Annotated in this window: 15 protein-coding genes and 2 pseudogenes; 5 read left to right on the forward strand and 12 right to left on the reverse strand. The window is 68.3% G+C overall.

Annotated elements, in window-relative coordinates:
* Positions 1-27 precede the first annotated feature (27 nt).
* Together EJ357_RS47455 and EJ357_RS47460 are read left to right on the forward strand one after the other, a co-directional pair.
* Positions 28-738: an SDR family NAD(P)-dependent oxidoreductase gene (locus tag EJ357_RS47455; protein ID WP_126387537.1), complete on the forward strand. Its 711-nt coding sequence runs from the start codon at positions 28-30 to the stop codon at positions 736-738.
* Positions 735-1,259, forward strand: a complete 525-nt coding sequence (locus tag EJ357_RS47460) for a nuclear transport factor 2 family protein (RefSeq protein ID WP_126387535.1) — start codon at positions 735-737, stop codon at positions 1,257-1,259. Before EJ357_RS47455 ends, EJ357_RS47460 begins: the two co-directional genes overlap by 4 nt.
* A 184-nt stretch (positions 1,260-1,443) precedes the next feature.
* Here EJ357_RS47460 and EJ357_RS47465 read toward each other — a convergent pair whose 3' ends face one another.
* The gene (locus EJ357_RS47465; protein ID WP_126387533.1) at positions 1,444-1,662 is read right to left on the reverse strand and encodes a hypothetical protein; all 219 of its coding nucleotides are present in this window, start codon (positions 1,660-1,662) and stop codon (positions 1,444-1,446) included.
* A gap of 561 nt (positions 1,663-2,223) precedes the next feature.
* Positions 2,224-2,721, reverse strand: coding sequence for a DUF6415 family natural product biosynthesis protein (locus tag EJ357_RS47470; RefSeq protein ID WP_175647246.1), 498 nt, complete (start codon positions 2,719-2,721; stop codon positions 2,224-2,226).
* 544 nt (positions 2,722-3,265) lie between these two features.
* Between EJ357_RS47470 and EJ357_RS47475 the strand changes: the two are divergent.
* A pseudogene (locus tag EJ357_RS47475) lies at positions 3,266-4,430 on the forward strand (helix-turn-helix domain-containing protein).
* Here EJ357_RS47475 and EJ357_RS47480 read toward each other — a convergent pair.
* The 3 genes from EJ357_RS47480 to EJ357_RS47490 form a co-directional block, all read right to left on the reverse strand.
* Positions 4,411-5,073 carry an HAD family hydrolase gene (locus EJ357_RS47480; RefSeq protein ID WP_175647245.1) on the reverse strand — a complete coding sequence of 221 codons (663 nt, stop codon included), beginning with the start codon at positions 5,071-5,073 and terminating at the stop codon, positions 4,411-4,413. The pseudogene EJ357_RS47475 and the gene EJ357_RS47480 overlap by 20 nt on opposite strands.
* A gap of 112 nt (positions 5,074-5,185) precedes the next feature.
* A complete protein-coding gene (locus EJ357_RS47485; protein ID WP_126387531.1) occupies positions 5,186-5,428 on the reverse strand; it encodes a hypothetical protein in 243 nt (80 codons plus the stop codon).
* Positions 5,429-5,454: 26 nt separating this feature from the next.
* Positions 5,455-6,384 carry a hypothetical protein gene (locus tag EJ357_RS47490; RefSeq protein WP_126387529.1) on the reverse strand — a complete coding sequence of 310 codons (930 nt, stop codon included), beginning with the start codon at positions 6,382-6,384 and terminating at the stop codon, positions 5,455-5,457.
* A gap of 1,176 nt (positions 6,385-7,560) precedes the next feature.
* On the opposite strand from EJ357_RS47490, the gene EJ357_RS47495 reads away from it, so the two are divergent.
* Together EJ357_RS47495 and EJ357_RS47500 are read left to right on the forward strand one after the other, a co-directional pair.
* Entirely contained in the window at positions 7,561-9,777 is a 2,217-nt protein-coding gene (locus EJ357_RS47495) for a tetratricopeptide repeat protein (RefSeq protein WP_175647244.1), read from the forward strand.
* A gap of 223 nt (positions 9,778-10,000) precedes the next feature.
* The gene (locus tag EJ357_RS47500; protein ID WP_126399033.1) at positions 10,001-10,552 is read left to right on the forward strand and encodes an AAA family ATPase; all 552 of its coding nucleotides are present in this window, start codon (positions 10,001-10,003) and stop codon (positions 10,550-10,552) included.
* Between the two features lie 19 nt (positions 10,553-10,571).
* Here the strand turns inward: EJ357_RS47500 and EJ357_RS47505 are convergent.
* From EJ357_RS47505 to EJ357_RS47530, 7 genes and pseudogenes are all read right to left on the reverse strand, one after another.
* Positions 10,572-10,753 (reverse strand): annotated as a pseudogene (locus tag EJ357_RS47505) (ATP-binding protein); the annotation flags it as partial.
* Positions 10,754-11,767: 1,014 nt separating this feature from the next.
* Positions 11,768-12,679 (reverse strand): hypothetical protein, encoded by a 912-nt coding sequence (locus EJ357_RS47510; RefSeq protein WP_126387524.1) that lies wholly within the window; start codon positions 12,677-12,679, stop codon positions 11,768-11,770.
* A 42-nt stretch (positions 12,680-12,721) separates the two neighbouring features.
* A complete protein-coding gene (locus EJ357_RS47515) occupies positions 12,722-13,552 on the reverse strand; it encodes a hypothetical protein (protein ID WP_126387522.1) in 831 nt (276 codons plus the stop codon).
* 571 nt (positions 13,553-14,123) lie between these two features.
* Positions 14,124-14,261, reverse strand: a complete 138-nt coding sequence (locus tag EJ357_RS48810; RefSeq protein WP_175647243.1) for a hypothetical protein — start codon at positions 14,259-14,261, stop codon at positions 14,124-14,126.
* Positions 14,262-14,446: 185 nt separating this feature from the next.
* Positions 14,447-18,817, reverse strand: a complete 4,371-nt coding sequence (locus EJ357_RS47520) for a non-ribosomal peptide synthetase (protein ID WP_126387520.1) — start codon at positions 18,815-18,817, stop codon at positions 14,447-14,449.
* Positions 18,814-20,352, reverse strand: a complete 1,539-nt coding sequence (locus EJ357_RS47525) for an amino acid adenylation domain-containing protein (RefSeq protein ID WP_126387518.1) — start codon at positions 20,350-20,352, stop codon at positions 18,814-18,816. Before EJ357_RS47525 ends, EJ357_RS47520 begins: the two co-directional genes overlap by 4 nt.
* Positions 20,352-20,675 (reverse strand): acyl carrier protein, encoded by a 324-nt coding sequence (locus tag EJ357_RS47530; RefSeq protein WP_126387516.1) that lies wholly within the window; start codon positions 20,673-20,675, stop codon positions 20,352-20,354. Before EJ357_RS47530 ends, EJ357_RS47525 begins: the two co-directional genes overlap by 1 nt.
* Positions 20,676-20,857 lie beyond the last annotated feature (182 nt).

Raw genomic sequence — 20,857 nt, forward strand, 5'->3', positions numbered from 1 at the left:
GTTGCTGCAGCGCGCAGGCTCGGTGGCATGACAACAATCACCGTGATCACCGGGGCCACCAAGGGGCTCGGTTTCGAAACGGCCCGTCGCCTGATCGAGCAGGGCCACACCGTCTATGCCGGCGCCCGCGACGCCCACCGCGGCGAGCAGGCCGCGAAGGCCCTCGGGGCCCGCCCGCTGCTGATCGACATCACCGACGAGGCGTCGGTCGATGCGGCCGCACAGAGGGTGCGCGCCGAGGCGGGCCGCGTGGATGTGCTGGTCAACAATGCGGGCATCGCCGGGCCGGCCGCGCCGGCCGGTGAGCTGACCGCCGCCGATCTGCAGCAGGTCTTCGACACCAACGTCTTCGGGGCTGTGCGCACCACCCGCGCTTTTCTGCCCTTGCTGCAGGCCGCGGCCCGTCCCGCGGTCGTGAACGTCTCCAGCAGCCTGGGCTCGCTGGCGATCAACGCCGGCCCGGCCGCCCACACCGATATCCTTCAGGCGTGGGCGCCGCTGCTGGCCTACAACTCCTCCAAAGCCGCGCTGAACATGCTGACCGCGGTCTACGCACAAGCGTTCCCGCACATCAGTGTGGTCTCGGTCGACCCCGGATTCACCGCGACCGACCTCAACGGCCACCAGGGCACCCAGAGCGTGGAGGACGGCGCGGCGGTGATCGCCGCGGCCGCCACCGCCGGCCCCGGCGCGCCCAGCCCTGCCTTCCTCGGCGCCACCGGCCCCGTGCCCTGGTGACCTCTGCACCCTTCCCGCTCCCGCGGCTGCAGACCGCGGCCGTGCCCCACCACCACGAAAGAATGATCATGAACGGCATGCACCAGAAGTCCCTCGAGACCGCCCAGGCGTTCATCACCGCGTTCGAAAACCGCGACCCGGCCGCAGTGGCGGACCTGCTGTCCAAGGAGGCGACCTTCGTCATCCCGCTGTCGATCGCGGGCACCCCCGAGCCCTGGTACGTCTTCGACAGCCCCGCCGCCGTCCTCGCCTACGTCGAGTCGGTCGCGGCGAAGTTCGACCACGTCGCCTTCCTGGACAAGGTCTGGACGGTCAGCGAGGACGCCCGCTCGGTGTTCCTCCAGGCCAACGGCGACATCCTGTCCAGCGCGGAGAAGCTCGTCTACAACAACGTCTACATCTTCCGCATCGACGTCGCCGACGGCCAGATCATCAAGGTGTGGGAGTACGCCAACCCGGTCGCCTACGCCAACCTCGGCATCGCCGACTCCGAGGCCGAAGCAGCCGCCCAAGACCGCTGATCTGCAGACCCGGCAGCCTCAGAGGCGCCCCCCGGCAGACCGCAGCGGTCCGCCGGGGGCGCGCCGGCCGGGATCCCGCCCCCTGCCGGGCCTGGTCGAGTCGGGGGTCTCGGATCGGCGTCCGGCAGGGACGGGGGGCCCGGGGCTGTGGTGGCCTGGGGGCCGGGGGTGGGCTGATGTGGAGTCAGCCTTGAGGGGGTGGACCGCAGGCGTTGTTGCGGGCGGCTGCGCGCAGTGCGCGGCGTGCTCTGAGGATGAGGTCGAGGACGGCGTCGTGCGGGCAGAGGCCGTTGCGGTGGCAGGGTGGGGTGACCCAGTGGGTTCCGGGGGGTGTGGTGCGGTCGAGGGCGGGGACGCCGAGGTAGCTGCCGGTGGCAAGGAGTGGCGTGTCGTTGGCCCCCACCAGGGCATGCCGCGTCCGTGGGCGACGAGGACGTAGTAGGCGGGCCCGGTGGTGAGGTGGTCGTGGATGACCGGACCGTCGAGCGCCTCGCGCACCGTTTCTGTGATCAGGCCGGGGACGTCGCTGCCGGCGGCGGCGTGGATGAGAGCGCCGGGGATGCGGATGGCGGCGAAGCGCCGCCCCAGCGGCAGCAGGGCCACACCCTGGTCGGTCCACTCGGCGCGTGCTCGTGTCGGCACGTCGTGAGCGGTGGCGAGCCACTGCCGGATCATCTCGGGGGCGTCCGGTGCCCGGTCGCTGCGCCGTGGCAGGCTGGGCGGCCTGACGGGCGGGGGATCGGCGTGGGTGTTCATGGCGGTCTCCGGTGGGGCGGGCGCCGGGCGGTGGCGGCCCGCGGCGGCTCGTGGCGGCTCGTGTGAGGTGGTGGCGGGGAGGGGAAGGGCACCGAAGGTGCCTGCGGTTGGCCCTTGTCGGAGGCGCGCCCCGGGGCCCGGTTTGCCCAGGGCTTGAGTGTTCGGGGGCGGTGATGGTGGGGGCGCGGCCTTGGCAGGGCGGGGGTTATTAGTGGCGGCGGACGGCGTGGGCGCATCGGGTGTGGAGGCTGCCCGCCCGGGTGGCTGAGTCGCTGGGCCTGACGAGGCCGTAGGGGAGCGTTTCTTCGTCGTCGCGCAGGGGCTGGTCGCAGGCCAGGCACATCACGGCGTCGGTCAGGGCTTCGTAGTGGTCGCACAGGGCCGCCAGGGTGCGGGCGAGCTTGCGCGCGTGGGTGAGGGCACCGTGCTCGCCCTGCGCGGCGGTGGCGCGGAGTTTGCCGCGGGCCTCGCCGACGCAGGCGAGGGCGCAGTAGCGGGGCACGTCGTCCTCGTCCCGGGCGTGTGCGGCGCGTTCGACCTCCGGGATGATCAGCTGCAGGTGCCCGCGCAGCAGGCTGTCTGATACGGGCAGCTCGTCGCGGGCGGGCGGCGGCGCATCGCGGCCGAGGAGCTGGCTGATGCTGTGGCGCATCGTGTCGATGTCCACCGGCTGGGTGGCTGGCGTTGTGTTCAGGGTGCGGTTCATTGCGCAACTCCTGCAGGGGGATGCGTAACGCTGTGGTGCGCCCCTGGGTCTGCTCGATGCCCGTGGTCCTGATCCGTTAGATCTCGAGGCGAGGAGCAAGCCTGCTGCCGGCCGAGGGGGCGGCCAGTTGGGCCTGTTCCCATGCATGACCAGTTGTCGGCAGTGTGGGCATGCATGGGTAACAGGGCAGCCGGTGTTCTGCTGCCTGCGGCTGCTCCGGTGCCTTCGCCGTCGGACGCTGCGAGGACGAGACGCCGCCTTCGACCAGCCCATGCTGTGCGTTGATGATGACGCCGGGGCGCGCGGGCGTGCGGAGCGGTGGTCGAGAGACGGGTGGTCGGCATCGTGCGGCTCCTCGGCGTCGCCTGAGGCGATCTAAAGGTGGCTATCACCCTGGCCCTCGAGCAACAGCAAACCGAGGACTTCAAGAGGTCTTCTTATGGCCCTGAAAAGGACTTTGGGGGCTGCGCGGAGGCGACGGGTGGTCAAGTGGAGGGCTTTCGGCAACACTTGCATCGGTGCTCGATGCGGAGGTGAGGCACAGGTGCGCCCGGCAGGCAGCACCCGGCTCAAGTCCGCCCGTGTGGCGGCCGGTTATCACTCGCAACAGGCCCTCGCGGACGCCTTGCAGGTGGGGGTGCGTCAGGTCCGCAGATGGGAGTCCGACACTCCGCCGTGGCCGCAGCCAGAGATGGCTCAGGCCCTCACCCGCCTACTCGGCCAGGACCTTCAGTCTTTGGGATTCACTCCGCCGGATGGGCCGCACCCCGAACGCGCCCGGCACAGCGCTTTCGCCGGAGCGGTCACGGGCGGGGGTCTGCCGGCCGTACCGAGGCAGGCGCTCTCCTTGCAACCGGCCACCGCGGCAGAGGACTTCACGGCCGTCACCCGTTCCCACCGCCGCCTGTACTGGTCCGTCGCCCCCGCCACTCTCCACCCCGCTGCGCTCGCCCATGCCGCCCTGGGATGCGCTCTGCTCCTGGAGACAGCCGGCCAGACCCGGCAGCGCATCGCGGCCGCCCTCGGCGAGACATGGCTGGTGGCCGCGCGTATCGAGTTCTTCGACCTCCGCGACGCCGACCGCGCCCGGCAGACCCTCGTGCGCGCCCTGCAGGCAGCAGGCGAAGCGGACGCGCCTTTGCTCGGCGCTGCGATCCTTGCGCACTCCGCTTTCATCCCGGCCTGGGCAGGGGAGCGGGACGCGGCCCTGGAGCGGATCACCGCCGCCCGCACCTACGCCCGCCGAGGCCCTGCCTGCGCCAACCTCCTGGCCTGGCTGGACGCGGTCGAAGCCGAATGCGAGACACGCTGCGGCCACACACGCACGGCCCTCCAGCTCATTCAGCACGCCGAGGGCATTCTCGCCGCCGGCAGCAGGCAACACCCAGCTCATCGCAGGCCACCTGCCCCAGGCTAGAGAGACGCTGCAGCACGTTCTCGACGCCCTCAAACCCAGCGACGACAAACAACGCACCGTCGTCCTCGGCGACCTGGCCGCAGTCGAGGCTGCCGCCGGCCAACTCGAACAGGCCTGCCAGTACGCCCTGCGCGCCCTCGATCACCTCGAGCGCACCTGGTACGCGATGGGCATGGACCGCGTACGAGAAGTCCGCCGCATGCTCATCGCGCACCAGCACCAGCCCTGCGTACGCGGACTCGACGACCGCCTCTACGGCTGGTCGACCGCCATCAGCGCGCTGAGCCGTTGAACTGCGCAATCAGACCCGACAACTCCAGCAGGCTCTCCACGCGGAACGTCGGCAGCTTCTGCGCTTCCTCACTGCGCCACTGGACCGTCGCCCACGGACCGCGCCGCACCAGCGCCGTATGCATCCCCGCCTGGTGAGCCGGGCGGATGTCGTTGTCGACGCGGTCCCCGACGTACAGCATCTCCTCGGCCTCGACCGGCACCACCTTTGCCACCCGCTCAAAAAACGCAGGCGCCGGCTTGGAAGCCCCCCAGTCGTCGGAGGTGCCGATCAGATCCACATCCTGGCCGAACAGCCCTCGCAAGATCCGCCCGGCCCGCACCGTCTGGTTCCCGGCAACCCCCAGCCACAGACCATCCGCACGCAGAGCAGCCAGAGCATCGCGGACGTCCGGATACAGATCGTCCTCGCCGAACGTCTCGGGCCGTCCGGCCTGCGCACGCCGCTCCCGCTCCGCATCAAGGTCGAAGCCGGGCCGAAACTCCTGGAACGTTTCGTGGTAGTCGCGGCCCTGGGCGATGACCGCCCCGAACATCGCGTGAAAGGTGTGCCGGGGCACCCCGAGCCAGTCCGCCCACGTGCTGTACTCGGTCGTCTCATCCACGAGGCACTCGCCGACATCGAAGACCACAGCGCGAATCATGCTGGCAGCGTACCCATGGTCCTTGTTCGGTGGGCGAGGTGGCCTCGACGGGTGTGCTGGGCGTGGGCTGAGGACAATGGCCCCTGTCCGGCTGCGGGTTCTCGCGCGGTGGTCAGAGGCGGGGTGTGTCGTCGACGCCGATGAGAAGGATGTGGTGGCCGACGGGCTCGGTGATGCCGGCGGTGACCTTTTCGATGTCCAGGCGGATGCGTCCGGTGTGCTCGTTGTTGTGCTGGAGGTCGTGTTCCAGTTGGTCGTCGATGCGGTCGATGGCGGCCTCGGCTGCGGGGTAGTCGGGCAGGCCGCGGGCGAGGAGCTGACAGGTGGTGGTATCGCGGATCTGGAAGCTGGCCATCGGTTCGGCTTTCGGGAGGGGCGCGATCAGGTGGTGGGTTCGGTGAGCTGGGTGCGCGCGGTGTTCACTGCGCGGGACCACACGTCGGGGCTGCCTCCGTGTTCGCGGGCGAGGGAGGCGGCAAGGCCCCGGACGTCGCCGCGCTCGCGCAGGGCGGTCAGGGCGATCTCCACTCGCCGGCCGGCGGGGGAGGGGGAGGGCGTGGCCTCGGGGTGGTGTTTGCGGGCGTTGCGTACGACGTACTCCCAGGACCTCTGCGGACCGCCGTACTGCGCGCTGAGCTCTGCGGCCAGGCCGGGGTGGTAGCCGTCGCGCTCGATCGCCTGGGCGGCGTACTGCGCGGCCAGCTGTGTGGCGGTGAGCGGCTCGATGCCCCCGCGGGCGCTCAGCTCGGAGGCGAGGGCCTCCTCGAGGGCGGAGCGGCGGCCGACAGGCGCCTCGGGCTGCGGCCCCGGACGGCGGCCGGCCTTGCCGAGCTTGTCCCCGGTGCGCTTGCCGTCGAAAGCTTGCAGGTCGCCGACGCGGAAGGCCTGGATCATGCGGCCGGTGGGGCCCTCGACCTCGCCGGCGGGGGCCGGGAAGTAGCCGGGGTTCGCCTGCTGGTACTTGCGGATCACCGAGGCCCCGCTGAAGTTCAGCAGCTCGGCGGCCTTGTTGATGGAGACGACATCCTCAGGGTCGAGCTCGTACAGTTCGGGGTCGGCCTTGAGGACCTTGCTCGCCTTCTCCGCCTGGAACCATGTGTAGAAGCTCCGGAACTGCTGCTCGTCGTAGAAGTCGGTCCCCTCGATCCGCTCCTTTTCCGGGTGACGGTGCTCCTGCGGCTGCTCGTCGCGCACCTTGTACCAGCGGGCCGCGGAGCCGCCGCTGGCGCCGGTGTACTCGCGGATCCAGTCCCGGTTGACCAGGGCGCGGCCGCCGACGACGCGGCGCTGCGGGTTCAGGGCCTTGGTCATTGCACTCTCCGCTTCTGGCCGCGGCCCTATACTTGGGGCCTGCTCCTCTTTGTCCCTGCGGCGCTCACGCACCGGCGGGCGAGTCGAGTTGGTGATGGTGGTCGGCGGGACGTTCGGCCGGGGTTGCCGCTCTGGGCCGACACCCTCATAGGGGATGCTTTCCGCCGCCCACCGCTTTGCCGCCATTTCGCGTAATCAATATGACGCTCTTGGTGGGTTGCTGTCAATCTCGTGGGCGCCTCGAGTGACGTGACCGGCTTCTGCGCTAGGCGGCGCGCTGCCGTTCGAAGGCGGGCACATGCTTGTTCCGGACGTGGAACGGGGTGCGGTGGCCCTCGGTTCCTCCACGAAGCGCCGGAAGTTGCATCAGATGGGCGGTGGCGATGTTCGTGATGCCGTCTACGGCATCAGCACCTCAACCGCCCCCTGGCTGGCCAGGGGATCATTCAAGGCTTCAAATGCTGCTGAAGCAGCCCGTCGAGGCGACCCGGACAGGTGATTCCCGGTGGGCCGCAGGTCAAGGCGGATCGGCTCTCTGGCGAGCGCCGTATGCGGTTTGGCAGGCGGGCGGAGATGATCCGCAGGGCGTACAGGTCTTCCCGGAGCCGACGGTAGACGCGGCGGCGGGGGTGTCGCCGGGTGCAGCGCAGGTAGCCAGGATGGACCGATGCCGGGCCCCGGGGCAGGGAACTGGGGTGCAAGCGCCCACTGATTCGGCACAACCCCTGGACTGTCCAGGAGACCCTGCCCTCATTCCGCGGCAGGTTCCTTCACCGCGGCCGGATCGCCTGACCGGGAATTCGCGTTCGGCCGGCGCCGTGCAAGACCGAAACGGCAACGGCTGCTTGGGCGTGAGTTTCCGGTCAGGATCCGGCATCCTCGCTGAGGTGCCTGCCATCCCCCTACAGTCACTGTGTGGACCTGGTGACAGCACTCACCGTGGTGGGAACCTTCGCGGGCGTGATGAGTGTTGTGGTGGCGCTCCTCCAGGGCCGACAGCCACCTCGTCCCGCGCCGGCTACTGACCCAGGTCCGCCCCCGGAGAATGGCACGAGGCGAGCACCAACCCTGCCAGCCCCTGATGCTTCCCCGCCATCGGCTCTCACCACAGTGCCCATTGCACGAACGCTGCACCCTCCAACGGGACGACTGGGGCAGATCCACGGCCGGGATGACGTGCTGGAGCTGCTGAGCAGCCGGCTCTCCGCACCTGACGGCCGCTTTCAGGTGCTGGCCGGCTTGGGCGGCACAGGAAAGACAACCCTGGCCCTCGCGCTGGCAGAGCGCGCAGAACGCCAAGGGCGCAGAGTGTGGTGGGTGTCTGCCACGGAGCAGAGGTCACTGTTGGGCTCCCTCCTCCAATTGGCTCTCACCTTGGGCGCGCCGGCCACGCAAGTGGAGGAGGCCCGAGCCGGAGTCCGCAACGCGGCCGACGTTCTGTGGGAGCGACTGGAGGCGGAGCGAGGATGGCTGCTCGTCTTCGACAACGCCGACGATACTGCGACGCTGGCGCTCGGTGACGCCCCTGCGCGCGATGGCAGCGGCTGGCTCCGCGCCACGTACGCCGGCCTGATCGTTGTGACCAGCCGGGTCAAAGACCAAAGAGATTGGGGCCGCCACGGTGTCGTGGTGCCAGTCCTCTGCCTGGACGCTACCGCCGGCGCTCGCGTCCTTCAGGATCTCGCTCCGCACGCCGGGCCTGCGGCTGAGGCGCAACTACTTGCCCAACGCCTCGGCGGCCTCCCACTGGGCCTTCACCAAGCAGGGGTGTATCTGGGATCGCCCTTTGCCTTGGAACGCACCTTCAGTTCCTATCTGGAGGCACTTGACGATCGATTCCCGCTGCTCATGGGCCAGGCAAGTGATCCCCGATCGGGCGTGACACACACCTGGGAGCTGTCCCTCGACGCCTTGGCAGCACAGGACAGAGCCCAGGCCCGGCCGCTGCTGAGGGTCCTGTCCTGCTTTGCCCCGTCTGCGGACATCACCTCCTCGCTGCTGGACCTGCAGGTACTGGGAGACGGCCTCGGTATGGCGGACATGTCCGTTCGAAGCGGACTGGAGGCCTTGCTCTCCGTGGGATTACTCGAGCTGGGGGCAACGCCTGGATGCGAGGAAGCCGCCAGCGTGGTCGTTCACCCGTTGGTAGCGGCCGCCAGCCGCCAACACCTGGACGTATACATCACGACAGCAGCCGCCCGCGCACTACGAGTCGCCACCGGCCGACTACGACCGGACGACCCCGAGGACTGGCCCTTCTGGCTTCGGCTGCTGCCCCACGTGCGTTCCCTGCTGTGTCTTCCCCCGGCTGCACTGTCCGACAGGGGCCTTGCCGCGATCGCGTGGGCTGTTGTGAGCAGTTGCCCGGCATTGAGGTGGAGCGGGGCGTGGTCGGCCCCGGAAGCGCTGACACGCGATGCCCTGCGCCAGGCGGAGTCTCTCGGCCCGGACCACGAGGCGGTGCTCTGTCTCCGATACCAACAAGCCCTCGCTGCCCTGTACCAAGGACGCCATACCGAAGCGGAATCACAGCTGAGCGGCATTCTGACGGCTCAACTCGACACCTTGGGTCCGGATCACCCCGCCACGCTGGCTACACGTCATGAATCGGCACATCTACTCGTAGAACAGGGGCGTCTGGTCGAGGCCGAGAGCGCCTGCCGCGATGTATTGCGCGACCAGCTCAGGGTGCTGGGGCCTGAGCATCCGCAGACTCTGGCCACACGTCACTGGCTGCTGCGGGCCGTCGGAGAGCGAGGACGTTACGCAGAAGCCGAGGCCGGCTACCGCGACCTGTTGGTCATTCGGACCCGGGTGCTGGGGCCGGAGCATCCCTACACCCTGATGACCTACAACAACCTGGGCCTGCAGCTCGCTTATCAGGGGCGCCTCGCAGAGGCGGAACTCATGTACAGCGAACTGGTCGAGACTCGCCTGCGTGTCTTTGGCTCCCGACACCCCTACACACTGCAAGCGCGCGCCAACCGGGCCGGGGTCATGACAGAGCTCGGCCGAGGACAGGAAGCAGAACAAGAGTTGCGCGACGTGCTGGAGACAGAACTACGCGTGCTGGGAGCAGAGCACGTCAACGTACTCGACGCCCGCTACGAACTTGCACGGGCGATATCCGCGCAGGGACGCCACCGGGAGGCAGAGACAGAACTGCGGGCGGTCATCGCCCTTGAGAACCGAGTGCTCGGGCCCGAGCACCATCTCGTAGGAGACGCCAGACTCGCGCTCGGCGAGACGCTGGCCAGCCAAGGCAGGATCGAAGAGGCAATCACAGAACTCCGGGGTCTTCTCGACATACAGACGCACATCCTCGGCCCGGCCAACCCGAGAACGGCGGCGACACGGGAGACCCTGACTGCCGTAGAAGCCAGCCGCACTTGAGTTGCACGGTTCACAGACCCGACCTGACATTGTGGTCTGACTGGTCGTACCCGTGGCTTCGACAACGTGAGCTGGCTCCGCTCGGCAGCGGGTTTCGGCCCCCACTTAGCGATCTTTCGGGCTGATCTGGCAGTGGAGTTGGCCCCATCCAGGCCGCGCGGCATGCTGATCCGACATGCCGGGCCCGACGCGGGGGCACGGCAACGGGGCGGGGAGGATCGCGTTGATCGTCTGGGTGAACGGTGCGTTCGGCAGTGGGAAGACCACGCTGGTGGACGAGTTGCGTCCGCGCTGGCCCGAGGTGCTGGTCTATGACCCGGAGATGGTCGGCTATGTGCTGAGGGAGATCGTGGAGGTGCCGACCGGCGACTTCCAGGACCTTCGGCTGTGGCGTCGGCAGGTCGCCGACCTGGCGGTGGGCCTGGTCGAGGAGTATCGCCGCCCGGTCCTGGTCCCCATGACCTTGGTCAATCACGGTTATGTCGGTGAGGTCTTCGGCGCGTTGACGGATGCGGGCATCGACGTCCACCACTTCTTCCTGAAGGTCTCCCGAGAGGTTCTGGAGAAGCGGATCGACGGCCGGAGCTTCACCCCGGACAACCCTGAGCAGGACGAGAAGGTTCGGCGCTGGTGCAAGGAAAGGATCGCGCCGTGCATGGCGGCGGCCGACACCCTGCCCAGTGACACGGTGTTCCTGGACGGAGAGCTGACCCCGCAGGAGTTGGCCGACCAGGTGCTGGCCCGGGTCCGAGCCGGTGGAACCTCCGGGGTGTGACCGTGGCGGGTGCGGTCAGCCGCTGTCCTGCTGGGGCCTGGGCGTGGGCAAGACGGTAGGAGTCAGTGCCGGCTCGATGATGTTGCCGCCGAAGGTGAGCCGGTCCACGATCGCCGCGCAGAGCCGGGGATCGGTGAAGGTCTTTGTCCACCCTCCAAACGATTCGTTGGAAGCGATAGCCACCGATGCCTCCTCCCACCGGAGAGCGCATCGATGCTCCCACCGCAACAAGGACGGTGGGGCCAAAACTTCCTCACCTCACCCGGCCGCCAACACGGGTGGTCCCAGCCCTGATTGCCAAGTGGAACCACAAACCGCTGTCAAAGCCATACCCGTGAGTCTGCTGTTTGTTGATTCGCGGCGGCTGAAGGATGTGAAACCGCCTGCGCCCGTGATGCTGCACGAACCTGCTGCTGCGGCCTAAGAACACCGCACGCCACAATCGCCGCGCGAGAGCAACGCTGCCCTACGCTGCTTGAGGCCAAGAAGGGTTCGGGGGAAGCGCATGAAATTCTTGATCACTGTTGTTCCCGCCGATGCCGCGGACACTGCCCTGCCCGACTTGCAGCGGTGGTTCGGCTGGTCTGAAGGCAGAAACACGGCACCGTCACGCTCGACGACCAGGCCTGGGACGGGGATCCGCAACGGGCTGGCACACCTGACCAGGCACGCAACCGGGCTCTGGTCATCGAGCTGCGGCCGGGTGCGACCAGCGAGCGACTGATCGGAACACTGGGAGCGTGGCTGCGGACTCAGCTGGCGGCCGATATCGAGATCGTCGTGCGGCTTCCCTCCGACCAAGAGATGACCGTTTCCAACGGCGACGACCTCGAAGAACTACGACGAGCCGTCCCAGAGTTGATCAGACCACCGTCGGCCCCGCCGATCCCACATCCCCCACCCAGGCCCACGCCCAGGGGCGGGGACACGCACAGGGCTTTCGGCGATCAATTCAAAGCGGGCCGGCCTCCGGGCCCTCCACTCCATCCCGACGATGACTGGCCACGGGGATAGCGACGGGAGACATCGCCAAGGGCGTGCTGGGCGGCGGCTGGGGACTGCTTGTCGGATGGATTCTGCCCACCGGCCTCAACCTCGCCGTCTTCATCTTCGCCGTCGCGCCGAGTCTCAAGGGACCCGGTCCCCTGGACAAATGGCCGCCGATGGGCAACAGCACGTCCGCGTTCCTCGTCGCCGCGGTCCTCCTTGGATTGGTCATGAGTGCTCTGGGACCACCGCTGTACCGGTTTCTGGAGGGCTACGCGTTCTGGCCGCGCAGAGCTTACGAGCGGGGCCTGCGTGTGCAGAGGAGCCGGCGTGAGCGGCATGGACCTTGTCGGCCCAGTCGGCGGCGCGCTGCGCCAGGTCGGCGAGGCGCAGGAAGTACGAGTCCGGGTGCCGGCGGGCACGGTCCATGAGCCGGGCGTGCTCGGCGGTGAGCTCCTCGGCGGCGTACGCGGCGATCGCCTCCACGCCGTGGCGGCGTGTGACGCGCCCGAAGGGGCAGGCGCCCTCCTCCTGTTCGATGACGGCGAGGTCGGCGGGAAGCCAGCCGGTCTCCTTGTCGCGCGGGCCGAGCTGGATGTCGAGCACGCACACCGCGTCCGCATCGTGCAGGCCGTCTCCCTGGTAGCGGATGTGCGGCCGGGGAACGGGGCCGATGGGGCGTTCGGTGTGGGCGCGCCACAGTTCGGGGGAGGGGTCCTCGTCGTCCTGGTGGAGGCGCTGGAGGTAGGAGACCAGGGCGGGAAGCTGCCAGGCAGGGGTACCGAAGGGCGCGGCCGGCATGGCGAGCCCAGCCCGGGCGATGAGGCCGGTGTGGTTGCTAACGGCGGACTGAGCGACAAACAACGGGGCATTCAGGCGGAGTTCGGAGCGGAGCATGGCGAGGCCTTCCGGGCGGCGGCGCACAGCGAGAGAGGGGGGCGGGCTGCCCGGGCCGAACCCGTCGGCCCGGCCCGGGCAGCGGGTCAGGAGGCGTCTTCCGTGCTCCTGCGGAACGGTGATGGCCGCCGGGCCAGGCTCCGGGCCGCGCAGCGGCTCCATGCCGGGGCAGGCTCCGCCCTCGGACTCCCACGCTTCGGCCGTTCCCGGGCCGGACGGCGCGGCGTTCGGCTCGACGGCCACCCGGCGGACAACGTCACCGGTCGACCACTCGCCCGTGACCCGTTACCCGCGCGCGGCGATCAGGCCGCCGGCCCGGTCCATGTCGACCTCGCCGAAGCTGCGGTAACGGCGCTCCTCGTCGTCCCACACCGTAGTGCGCTCCCACGGCCAACCCCGATGACGCCGCCCGCAACCGCACTCCAGACCCAGCGCCGCACCATTCATCCGCGTGTACATGAGCACCGCCTTGGCAGCGGTCATGGTGCAGGTGAGCGACCGCTCCCAGCACTCGTACGCCGCGTTGTACACCCCGAACGTCAGGATCTCCGACGAGATCACCCAACGGGCGAACGCGGCCCCCTCCGCGGGCTGCGGCCCTCCGCGACAGCGTACTCGGCGAGATCTTCGAGGTGGCAGGCGTTCGACGCGAGATAGCCGGCGGGGAGCACCGACAGGACCCGGTTCCGCGTCGAGAGCGGCGTGGTCGCCTGCGGGGGCGAGCAGGCAGTCAGCGCCGAAGTAGTCGCTCCCGACGGACCGCGACGGATACAGAGTCACGGGGACGGTTGCCTTGATCCACGGGCGCAGCATGACGGGGACCTCGCCTGCCGGAGTGGTGGCGATCGAGGCAGAGACGACCTCCGCAGTCACCGGCGACGCGTCCAGCTTGCCGTAGACCGACATAGACAGGTCCGGCGCCGTCGGCCGTGTGCGGGCGGTGGGCGCCTCGGCGACCACCAGGTCCCCGAGGGCGAGCCACGCGATGCCCTCGGACAATTTCTGGCCGAAGCGGGTCAGGGCAGCGCCGTTCCAGCGGTAGCCCCGGGCGGTGAGCCGCCACACGCACCGCAGGACGGTTTCCCCCGCCTTCTGACGGGCGGTGAGCAGCAGCACGCAGTGTCCGGGCTGCAGGTCTGCAGGGGAGTGTCAGTTGAACATCGTCGTCTGAGTGTCAGTGGATCGGGCCTTCTGACCTCGTGATCGGCACTGACGGATGGTGCTCAACTGGCACGAACATGAACGACGAATGGCCATGTCATTCTCGTGCAGACCGCTATAGCGGGCGCCGAGTTTGCGCTGGTCAGAGACGTGTGGCTCCACTGGGTTTGAGGTCTCAGTGCTGCTGTGGTGACCGCGTCCTGTTGGATGAGGCCACCACAGGCTTGGTGAGGACGTCTACAGGGCGGTGGGTGTGGGCGGTACAGGAATGGCAGTTGTCTCGAGCCGTGCTCGGCTTCGACTGAGGTCGCTGCAGCGAGGCCAACTCTGACTCGCCCTCGTGTCCCAGCCAACGTGGGCACCAGATGTCCGGGGCGGCGGGTTGTGCACTCATCAGTACGGTCGGCAGCTCAACATGCCAGCCGGTGCTGTGGGCGTCATGCACCCCCTGGTGGTTGATGGGTGGGCTGCCGGCATCCCACGGTCCTTACCACGCACCGGCAGCGTGTCGTCAGAACTCAGGCCGTCATCCCTGGGCGTAGCGTTCGTACAGGCGCAGGGCGGTTGTCAGCTCGTCGCCTGCCTGAAGTGAGCCCTCGTCGAGGGATTGCTGCAGGCAGGCGACGGCTCCGGCCAGGCCGGTCTCTCCGGCGAAGGCAGACATCGTTGGCTGGGAAGCAGGCCAAGCCCACAGACCCGCTCGAGGTCGTCGACCACACCGACACCCTGATCACCCATCTCGTCGACGGCCCCTTGCGGGTCGGGCCGCTGGGAGATAGCTGCGGTCAGTACCAACCTCACGATCGCCGGACGGCAGGACACCATGCCCTCCATCGCGCGTACTCGCACTCACCCACCCTGGATCTGTCCGGGCGGCGGCAGGAAGCCGCTCCGGACGTATGCCCGCACATACCCGGCGAAGAGTTCCTCATCCACGATCGGACAGTGAATCCCCCTGTCGGCTAGAGCGTTTCGCGTCGCGTGCGCATCGAAGACACACGGAGTATCACCGCCTGAGGAACCCACGTCTGCGGGTAGCAGGGTCAGTAACGGGTAGGCGGCATTGGTCGGTTCACCCTCGACGGCCTGACGCCACTTCGCCAGCGGTACTTCGGAAATCCGGTAGCCCAGCGCGCGCAGGTACTTGGCCGCCTCGGTCAGCCGCAGGAAGCGCTCGCTTGTCACGTGGAAATTGCCAGAAGCGTCCTGCCGCGAGAGTTCCAGCACGGCGCGGCTGACGTAGTCGACCGGCACCAGGTCGAAGATCTCTTCGGTGTCGTTGGGCACCATGCCTACGTCGACGCACCCCTTGAGCAGGAGCCACAGGTAGTCGGTAGTTGGCCCGAGTCCGCCGACGGCAGCCCCGGTGATTCGAGTGGGCCGATAGATCGACACGGGTAAACCGCGCTGACGGGCCTGCCGCAGCAGCACCTCGGCCGCCCATTTGCTCTGTGCGTAGCCGTTGCTCAACGTGCCGTCCGGGGGCAGCGGATCGTCCGGCCGGATGGCGCCACGTCCATCAGCGTTCGCGTAGACGCCCACCGTGGAAACGTGGTGAAGGGGGACGGTGTGGTGCTGAACGGCCAGGCGCAGTACTTCCGCGGTGCCGCGTACATTGGTGTCCTTCAGTTGCTCGTAGGAGAGCGCAAGGTTGACACAGGCGCCAGTGTGATAGACAGCGTCGACCTGCCGGGCAAGGGCATCGAAGTCCGTTGGAGGCAAACCCAGTCGCTCGAGCGACAGATCACCCGGGACGGCGATCAGCCGCTGCGCGAACGCCTCGTCCCACAGCCCGAAGTGGGCGAGGGTTGTGCGCAGCCGCTGCTGCGCAGACTCCTCATCGGGTGAGCGCACCAGGCAGTACACAACCGCTTTGGTGTGGGCCAGCAGGTCATGCAGGAGATGGCTGCCCAGGAAGCCGGTGGCCCCGGTGAGGAAGACGTATCGGGCAGGGCCCGTTGCCCGCTTGCCGGTGCCCTGCGCGATGATGTCGGGAGCCAGTTCAGCGTCTGTGTTCGTACCGGGAGCCGTCTCTGCGGCGCCGTTGGTAAGAACCGTCGCCATGCGGGCGATGGTGGGTGCGGCGAACATCGCCCCTAGGCCGAGGCGGATCCCCCAGTCCTCACGCACTTTCAGAAGTAGCCGTACGGCGAGCAGCGAGTCCCCGCCCAGCGCGAAGAAGTCCTCGTCCGGTCCGATCTCGTTCGTGCCGAGTACCTCGCACCACAGCGTGGCGACCCGGCGTTCTGCGTCGCTCATCGGCCGCCGAGGCTGCGTCGCCGTGCCCGTTTCCTCTGGTTCTGGCAGCCGTGACCGGTCGACCTTGCCGCTCGCGGTGAGCGGCAACGCAGACAGCGGCACGTAATGCGCGGGGATCAGGTGAGAGGGCAGCCGCAGGCCGAGCTGGGCACGCAGGTCCGCCGCCAGAAGCGCGGTTCCGCTGGCGGATAGGTAGTGCACGACCAGGCGCCTGTCACCGGCCTGCGACGTACCGGCGGTCACCACGGCGTCGGCCACACCCGGCAGCCCTTTGACAGCGGCTTCGACTTCGCCGAGCTCCACCCGGACACCACGGATCTTCACCTGCTCATCCCTGCGTCCGAGGAACTCGATCCGGCCGTCCGGCAGGAACCGACCGAAATCACCGCTGCGGTACAGCCGGGCGGGTGCGGCAGCCCAGGGGTCAGCTACGAACTTCTGTGCGGTCGCTGCCGGCTGTCCGTGATAGCCGAGGGCGAGACCGGTCCCGCCGATGCAGATCTCACCCGGCGTGCCAGGGGGCACCGGGCGCAGCTGTCCGTCCAAAACAAGAATCTTGGCGCCGGGCACCGGCCGTCCGATGGGCGGCCGTTCCGGCCAAGCCGCGGGATCGCCGGAAAGCAGTTCGGCGGTGACGACATGGGTCTCGGAGGGGCCGTACTGGTTGTCGAGCACGGCACTGGTGCTCTGTGTGAAGAACCGTCTGACTGCGGGGGTGATGAACAACTGTTCGCCTGCGGTCACCACCTCTCGGAGGCTGGCGCAGCGCCATCCGTCCGCCGCCGCGCAGTCCGCCAGCTGCTGCAGGGCCACGAACGGGAGGAAGAGCCGCTCGATGGACTGCTCCGTGACGAAGCCAAGCAGCCGCGTGGGGTCTCGTCGGACGTCCTCGTCGACCAGGACCAGCGTTCCGCCGCCGGCCCAGGTGGCGAACAACTCCTGGAAGGCGACGTCAAAGCTGAGTGGGGCGAGCTGAGCCGTCCGTGAACCCCGTGTCGTGCTGGTCCGGTGCTGTTGCCAGCTGATCAGGCCGGCCAGCGCCCGGTGCGGCATCACCACCCCCTTCGGCCGGCCAGTGGAACCTGAGGTGTAGATCAGGTAAGCGGGGTCGTGCCCGGTCACTTCAGGCAGTGTGGGGAACGTGTCGTCTGATGTGGCCCGGGCATGCGTCGACGGGGCTTCGTCCAGGAGCAGCGTCTGGACAGCGGGTTGACCGGTCACCAGGTGCTGGAGGTTCCGGGTGGTCAGCACGGTCCCGGCTGCACTGTCGTGCAGGATGAGGGCGACGCGCTCCGCTGGATATCCGGGGTCGACCGCCACGCAGCAGCCGCCGGCCTTGAGTACGGCCAGCACGGCCAGCGGCAGCCCAAGGGAGCGCTCCAGCAGAATGGCTACCCTGCTTTGCCCATGCCCGGCGGCAACCAGTTGCTCCGCCAGCGCGGTACTTGCCGCGTCGAGCTCCGCGTAGCTCCACCCGTCCTCCCCGTGCAGCACGGCAGTTGCATCGGGGGTTCGGCCGGCCGCCAGGCGGAATGCCTCGTGGGCAACGGGCGGATCAGGTTCCGGCTCCGGTCCCGCGGCCCAGGATCCCACGACCCGATCGTGGTCCGCCTGGGAGAGCATCGCCAGTTGGGCCACCGTCTGGTCGGGGTGAGTGACCGCGTCAGCGAGCAGTGCACGAAATCGAAGGGTCAGCTCTTCGGCGGTTCGTGCCGAGAACAGGTCTGTCGCGTACTCCAGGCGTCCTCGCAGCGCTCCGTTCTCGGGAGTGAGATGGAAGAAGACGTCGAACTTTGCTGTGCCCGCATGCGGATACAGCCGCTGTGCCGACACACCCGGCAGAGACAGGCCGGGCGGTGGCCCGTCGTCCACCGTCAGTACCACTTGGAACAGAGAGGAGCGGGAAGGTACGCGTGGCACGCCCGCTTCAGAGACCAACCGGGTGTAAGGGATGTCCCGATGGGCGACGGCGGAACGGATCCTCTGCTTCGTCCCGAGTGCCAGTTCCCTGAACGGCTCCTCGGGCCGTACCGGTTGGCGCAGGGGAAGGACCTCGGCGAGGCAGGCGATCATCGATTCCAGCTCGGGCCCCTCACGACGCGAGACCGGTGCACCCAAAACCACGTTCTGTTGACCGCTGTGCCTGCTGAGCAGGGCAGTGACGGCGGCCGCCAGTACCGTATAGGGGGAGGCCTTGAGTTCACGGCACAGCCGGTGCAGCCGCTTGGTGATCTCGCGGTCCACGGTGAAGTCGACTACCGCGCCGCGGCGGCTGAGCATGTCCGGACGGGGCCGGTCGGGCGGAAAGGTGGACTCAAGGGGGGCGTCGGCGAGGACCTTACGCCAGTAGGCCATCCCATCGGTGTGCCGCGCACGCTGCTGCTGCGCGTACGCCCTGAATGGCAACGGCAGCTCGGGCAGCGTCGCAGTGGTTCCCCCGACGGCTGCCCGGTACAGCTCGCTGAACTCCTCGTCGAGGAGTTGGAGAGACCAGCCGTCTACCGCCGCATGGTGGACGGCCACGGCCAGCACCGCTTCCTCCTTGCCCAGTTCGAGCAGGGTCGCGCGTAACAGCGGAGGCTGCTCCAGTGCCACTGGTCCTGAGACCGCCGTCCGCACGGCTTCCCGCAGCCCGGTTGCGGTGACCTGCCGGCGGGCGAGCGGGACGGGGCGTGGGGGCACGATCTCCTGCAGCGGTTGTCCATCGATCATGTGGAGCCGACTGCGCAGGGACTCGTGCCGACGCACGATGCCGTCCAGAGCGTCCTGCACGGAAGGGACGTCGATTGCACCGCGCAGGTGGTGTGCCCACGCCTCCACGTAGCTGGAGGGTCCGTCGCCGATTTGGTCGACGAGCCAGATCCCCTCCTGCTCATACGACATCGGATACAGCGACGGTACGTCTGCGCTCGTCTGCCTGCGGACGGAGCCAGGCGGGATCACGGACTTCTCCTTGCTCATGGGCCGGTGCGAGGACGTGGTGAGGAGGGCAAAGATGCCAGTAGCGCCGCAGAGTCGACCTTTCCATGCGTTGTGAGGGGGAAGGACGCGCACGGCCGGAGCAGGTGCGGGACCAGATATCGGGGCAGTCGCGCCGACAGAGCCTTCCGAACGGCCGCTGGGGAAGCGGCGCCTTGCTCGCCTGGCACGGTCGGCAGCGCAGGCACGTAGAACATGGCCAGGCGGACCACGCTCCCACCGCTGTCGGTTACGGGCAGCACCGTGCATTCCCGCACCCCGTGAACAGCCCGGCCAGCCGCCTCGATCTCCGCCGGTTCCACCCGGTGGCCAGCCACCTTGATCTGGCGGTCGCCGCGTCCACTGAAGTGCAGAAGGCCGTCCTGGTCCAGCCAGCCGAGGTCGCCTGTGCGGTAGATGCGCCGTGCGACTCCTTCGACTCGCACGGTGGGGAACTTCTGGGCAGTCAACTGCGGATCTGTCAGGTACCCCAGCGCCAGCCCGTCCCCGGACAGGCATATTTCGCCGGTCTCTCCGGGCCCGGCCGGCTGGCCGCCCCGCAGCACGTGGATCCCGGTACCGGGAACGGCGCGCCCCAGCGGTATGCCGCCTGTGAGATCACAGTCTTCTCGGTCGATTGCGTGGACGGAAGCGAACACACAGTTTTCGACAGGCCCGTAGCAGTTGCTGACTCTGAGCAGCGGATGCCTTTCCAGGCAGGTGCGGACGTGGGTGGCTGAGAGTCTCTCGCCCCCTACGAGGACACGGCGCAGCCCCCTAAAGGAGTCCACGTCCTCCTCCACAAGGAAGTTGAACAGCGACGTGGTAAGGAAGACTGTGTCGACCCGCGCCGTGCCCACCAGCGTGCGCAGCCCTCCTGGAAGAAGGTGGCCCGAGGGGTGCACCACGCAGGTACCGCCGGTCAGCAGCGTGCCCCAGACCTCGAGTGAGAAGGCGTCCCAGGACGCTGGCGCCACTTGGGCGATCACCCCGCCTACTGGCCACCAGTCGGTGTGCTCCCGGAACAGGCGGGTCGTCGCCCGGTGCGGGGAGAGCACCGCCTTGGATGTGCCAGAAGTGCCCGACGTGAAGAATACAGTGGCCGGATCGGCGCCGCTGATGCCGGACAGGGGAGCCGCGCCGGTCGCGGAAGCCGGCCAGGTGGCGGGGGGCGACCAGACAGGCACGGCGGTGTGCGTCGATGACGGCGCCGTGGCCACCAGTACCGGGGGGTTGAGCGCCTCCAGCAGGGCGTGGACTCGCTGGTCCGGCCAGCTCGGGTCCATCGCCGCGTAGGCTGCGCCGCACTTAAGCACTCCGAGCAGCACGGTGATCAACTGGGCCGAGCGCGGCAGGATCACAGGAACGATGCTTCCTCGGGCCACTCCCCGCTCTCGCAGCGCGTGCGCCACCTTGCCAGCGTCTGCATCAAGTTCAGCGTAGCTGAGCCGTTCCACACCACTGATCACCGCTGTTGCCCCAGGCTTCATCGCAGCCCGACACGCTACCCCCTCGTGGATCAGCACGGGGTTTGTCATCACGCGTCCTTGAGCTCAGCCACCGATCGCGCGAAGTCACCGAGGCAATCGCTGTCGAGAAGGACCTCAGGCTTGATCACGACAGCAAGTGTCTTCTCGATCCGGACGCAGATCCGCATGGCCTGAAGTGAGGTCCCTCCGAAGTCGTAGAAACCGTCGTCCAAAGTCACTGTGCCTGCCCGTAGGACCTCTTCGACGATATTCAGCACCACTTCAGAAGCCGACGCGGAAGGCATTCGGCCGGTGGTCATCGATGCATCATTCATCGGGTCTTCCGGTGCAGCGGGTTTGCTTGCCTGGGCAATTTTGGGCAGATTTGCCACCAGACTCCTCACTCGCGGGCAGCGTACTTTCGGCCATTCGAGGGAATCGGTTTCAGGACATAGTTCTGTGGATGTAGGAACGGCCTGTTGTAGCCACTAAACGTCGCCCAGGCCCTTCGGATCTCAAAAGGCCTTTTTCGGTCACGATCTTGCTGCCTGGCTGAAATCAGTGCAGTGCGGGC

This window comes from Streptomyces cyaneochromogenes, assembly GCF_003963535.1.
Taxonomy (GTDB): Bacteria; Actinomycetota; Actinomycetes; order Streptomycetales; family Streptomycetaceae; genus Streptomyces; species Streptomyces shaanxiensis.

Coding starts and splice junctions, on each gene's coding strand:
- EJ357_RS47520 (WP_126387520.1), bottom strand. CDS start 18,817: ATGAGCAAGGAGAAGTCCGTGATCCCGCCTGGCTCCGTCCGCAGGCAG.
- EJ357_RS47470 (WP_175647246.1), bottom strand. CDS start 2,721: ATGAACCGCACCCTGAACACAACGCCAGCCACCCAGCCGGTGGACATC.
- EJ357_RS47490 (WP_126387529.1), bottom strand. CDS start 6,384: ATGACCAAGGCCCTGAACCCGCAGCGCCGCGTCGTCGGCGGCCGCGCC.
- EJ357_RS48810 (WP_175647243.1), bottom strand. CDS start 14,261: ATGTCTGCCTTCGCCGGAGAGACCGGCCTGGCCGGAGCCGTCGCCTGC.
- EJ357_RS47480 (WP_175647245.1), bottom strand. CDS start 5,073: ATGATTCGCGCTGTGGTCTTCGATGTCGGCGAGTGCCTCGTGGATGAG.
- EJ357_RS47525 (WP_126387518.1), bottom strand. CDS start 20,352: ATGACAAACCCCGTGCTGATCCACGAGGGGGTAGCGTGTCGGGCTGCG.
- EJ357_RS47485 (WP_126387531.1), bottom strand. CDS start 5,428: ATGGCCAGCTTCCAGATCCGCGATACCACCACCTGTCAGCTCCTCGCC.
- EJ357_RS47455 (WP_126387537.1), top strand. CDS start 28: ATGACAACAATCACCGTGATCACCGGGGCCACCAAGGGGCTCGGTTTC.